The following is a 4,032-nucleotide window of genomic DNA, read 5'->3' as shown; positions in this document are numbered from 1 at the left end:
GCCCGCGACGGACTCGACCAGCGGCCCATGGGCCTGGCCGCGCGGCTCGATCCAGCCGACGGCCTTCTCCTGCGTGGGTGCGCAGGGCGCGAAGCGAGCCGGCTCGAGCGCGTCCTCGAGTGCGGCCAAAGGGGTGCGCGCGGCGTCGGCGTCGCAGCGGTAGAGGCTCAGGTTCTTGAACACGGGGGGTGAATGCAAAGAGATGTCGACGAGGCGTCACAGCCGCAGCACAGTGCGGCTGCGCGGAGCGAGCGGCGCATCATAGGCCAAGCCTGCGAGGGACGCCGACCGGGGCGCCGCTGCTGCCGAGAGCCGCTAATATGCCTTGGCCGGCCCGCTAGGGCACCTGCGGGGTACGCACGCTGTCTGGCGGTGACGGCCAGGCGGCCCTGGCGGCGAGCTCGCTCTAAGCATAGGGCGGCGACCAATCCTATTTTTGTAGCGGTCCCGCACCATTTCACGCCGGCAACTGGCTCATTTCGTTTAAAAAATGCTGCAAAACGACGCTCTGCCCCCCGCCGCCGATTCCAACGTGCACCCGAACCCGCGTTGGCAGTTCTGGATCGACCGCGGCGGCACTTTTACCGACATCGTCGCCAAGCGGCCGGACGGGGCGCTGCTGACGCACAAGCTGCTGTCCGAAAACCCCGAGCACTATCGCGACGCCGCGGTGGCCGGCATCCGGCAACTGCTCGGTGTGCGGCCTGATGAGCCGATCACGCCGCAGCAGGTGGCCTGCGTGAAGATGGGCACCACGGTGGCGACGAACGCGCTGCTCGAGCGCAAGGGCGAGCCGACGCTGTTGGTGACCACGCGCGGCTTTCGCGACGCGCTGCGCATTGGCTACCAGAACCGGCCGCGTTTGTTCGACCGCCGCATCGTGCTGCCCGAACTGCTGTATGCCGAGGTGGTGGAGGCGCAGGAGCGCATGGGCGCGCACGGCGAGGTGGTGCAGCCGCTCGACGAGGCGCAGCTGGCGCGTGATCTCGCCGACGCACACGCGCGGGGCCTGCGCAGCGTGGCCATCGTGTTCATGCACGCCTGGCGTTACCCCGCGCATGAGCAGGCGGCGGCGCGGCTGGCGCGCTTGGCCGGGTTCACCCAGGTCAGCACCAGCCATGAAGCGAGTCCGCTGATGAAATTCGTCAGCCGCGGCGACACCACCGTGGTCGACGCTTATCTCTCGCCCATCCTGCGACGCTATGTGGAGCAGGTGGCCACCGAAATGCCCGGTGTGCGGCTGCTGTTCATGCAGTCCTCGGGCGGGCTGACCGACGCGCACGCCTTTGCCGGCAAGGACGCCATCCTCAGCGGCCCGGCCGGCGGCATCGTCGGCATGGCGCGCACGGCGGAGATCGCCGGGCTGGACCGGGTGATCGGCTTCGACATGGGCGGCACTTCGACCGACGTCTCGCACTACGCGGGTGCGTTCGAGCGCGAGTTCGAAACCCAGGTGGCTGGCGTGCGCATGCGCGCGCCAATGATGAGCATCCACACGGTGGCCGCCGGCGGCGGCTCCTTGCTGCAGTTCGATGGCGCGCGCTTTCGCGTCGGCCCCGAGAGCGCGGGCGCCAACCCCGGCCCGATGTGCTACCGCCGCGGTGGTCCGTTGGCGGTGACCGATGCCAACCTGATGCTCGGCAAGATCCAGCCGGCGTATTTCCCGCGGGTGTTCGGCCCGCGCGGCGACGAGCCGCTGGCGCTCGAGCCGGTGCAGCAGGCTTTTTCCGAGCTGGCCGCGCGCACCGGCCGTAGCCCGGAGGCGGTGGCCGAGGGTTTCATCGACATCGCCGTGCAGCAGATGGCCAACGCGATCAAGAAGATCTCGGTGGCGCGCGGCTATGACGTCACCCGTTACACACTGCAGTGCTTCGGCGGCGCCGGCGGCCAACACGCCTGCCTGGTGGCCGACGCGCTGGGCATGACGCAGGTGCTGGTGCATCCGCTCGCGGGCGTGCTCTCGGCCTATGGCATGGGCCTGGCCGACCAGAACGTGATGCGCGAGCAGGCGCTCGAATGCGCTCTGCAGGCCGATCAGCTGCCGCAACTGGCTGCCGCACTCGACGCCTTGGCTGCGCAGGCGCGCGCGGAGCTCGAGCGTCAGCAACTCGGCAGCGGCGCCGTGCGCGTGCACCGCCGCGTGCATGTGCGCTACGAAGGCAGCGACGCCGCGCTCGTCGTGCCCTGCGGGGAAGACCTCACCGCCGAGCCTGCCGCCGCGCTGGCCGCGATTCAAGCCGGCTTCGAGGCCGCCTACCGCCAGCGGTATGCCTTCCTGATGCAGGGCAAGCGGCTGATCGTCGAGGCGGTCTCTGTCGAGGCCGTGGCCGCGGGCGACGCGCCCGCCGAGCCGCAGCTGCCGCTGCACGCCGCGCGCGAGGTGCCTCGGCGCGAGACCGCGCGCATGTACTCCGGCGGCCAGTGGTGGGAGGCCGCGCTGGTGGTGCGCGAAGACCTGCGCGCCGGCGACGTGATCGCCGGCCCGGCCATCATCGCGGAGAAGAACGCCACTACTGTGGTCGAGCCCGGCTGGCAGGCCCGGCTCACCGCGCGCGACCACTTGCTGCTGCAGCGCGTGGCACCGCGGCCCGCGCGGGTGGCTGCCGGCACCACAGTGGACCCGGTTCTGCTCGAGGTGTTCAACAACCTGTTCATGAACATCGCCGAGCAGATGGGCCTGCAGCTGCAGAACACCGCCTACTCGGTCAACATCAAGGAGCGGCTGGATTTCTCCTGCGCACTCTTCGACGGCGAAGGTCATCTGATTGCCAACGCGCCGCACATGCCGGTGCATCTGGGCTCCATGGGCGAGAGCATTCAGACGGTGATCCGGGACAACGCGCAGACCATGCGGCCGGGCGACGTCTATGTGCTCAATGATCCCTACCACGGCGGCACCCATCTACCCGACGTAACCGTCATCACCCCGGTCTACCTCGACGGCCATGCGCGGCCGCTGTTCTACGTGGGCTCGCGTGGCCACCATGCCGACATTGGCGGCATCACGCCGGGTTCGATGCCACCGTTTTCCAAGACGATCGAAGAAGAGGGCGTGCGCATCGTCAATTTCAAGCTGGTCGAAGCCGGGCGGCTGCGCGAGGTCGAGTTGCTCGCGCTGCTGCGCTCGGGCGCCTGGCCTTCGCGCAACCCGGCGCAAAACCTGGCCGATCTCCAGGCGCAAATCGCCGCCAACGAGAAAGGCGTGCAGGAATTGCGACGCATGGTCGAGCAGTTCGGGCTGGACGTGGTGCAAGCCTACATGCGTCACGTGCAGGACAACGCCGAGGAATCCGTGCGCCGCGCGATCGACCAGCTCGGGGCGCGGCTGCGCGACGGCAGCTTCACCCTGCCGCTGGACAACGGCGCGCAGATCCAGGTGGCGGTGCAGATCGACCGCGCGCGGCGCAGCGCCCGCGTCGACTTCAGCGGCACCAGCGCGCAGCAGCCCAACAATTTCAACGCCCCGAAGGCGGTCTGCATGGCCGCGGTGCTCTACGTGTTTCGTACCCTGGTCGAAGACGACATTCCGCTCAACGCGGGCTGTCTCAAGCCGCTGGCGGTCATCATCCCCGAGGGCTCGATGCTTAACCCGAGGCCGCCCGCGGCGGTGGTGGCCGGCAATGTCGAAACCTCGACCTGCATCACCAACGCCTTGTTCGGCGCGCTCGGGGTGATGGCGGGCAGCCAGCCGACGATGAACAACTTCACCTTTGGCGATGCCGAGCGCCAGTATTACGAAACCATCGCCGGCGGCAGCGGTGCGGGCGGCGTGTTCGACGATCAGGGGGCGCTCATCGGCGGGTTCGACGGCACGTCTGTGGTGCAGACCCACATGACGAACTCGCGCCTCACCGACCCCGAGGTGCTGGAGTGGCGCTACCCGGTGCGGCTCGAGCGCTTCGAGATCCGCCGTGGCTCCGGCGGCCGGGGACGCTGGTCGGGCGGTGACGGCGCGGTGCGGGCCGTGCGCTTCCTCGCGCCCATGACGGCGAGCATCCTCAGCAACGGCCGCGTGTACCCGGCGTTCGGTCT

General features: G+C 69.2%; 2 protein-coding genes. One reads left to right on the top strand and one right to left on the bottom strand.

Features of this window, described 5'->3' with window-relative positions:
• The coding region (gene rdgC, locus JHC36_RS02965; protein WP_287915641.1) for a recombination-associated protein RdgC at nucleotides 1-183 on the bottom strand (183 nt) is incomplete at its 3' end.
• A gap of 307 nt (nucleotides 184-490) precedes the next feature.
• Here rdgC and JHC36_RS02960 point away from each other — a divergent pair.
• On the top strand, nucleotides 491-4,032 hold a 3,542-nt coding region (locus JHC36_RS02960), incomplete at its 3' end, for a hydantoinase B/oxoprolinase family protein (RefSeq protein ID WP_287915639.1).

The sequence above is a fragment of the Tibeticola sp. genome, assembly GCF_022759015.1.
Taxonomy (GTDB): domain Bacteria; phylum Pseudomonadota; class Gammaproteobacteria; order Burkholderiales; family Burkholderiaceae_C; genus Tibeticola; species Tibeticola sediminis.
Note: the sequence above shows the minus strand (reverse complement) of the source record. Positions and strands in the feature narration are given on the sequence as shown.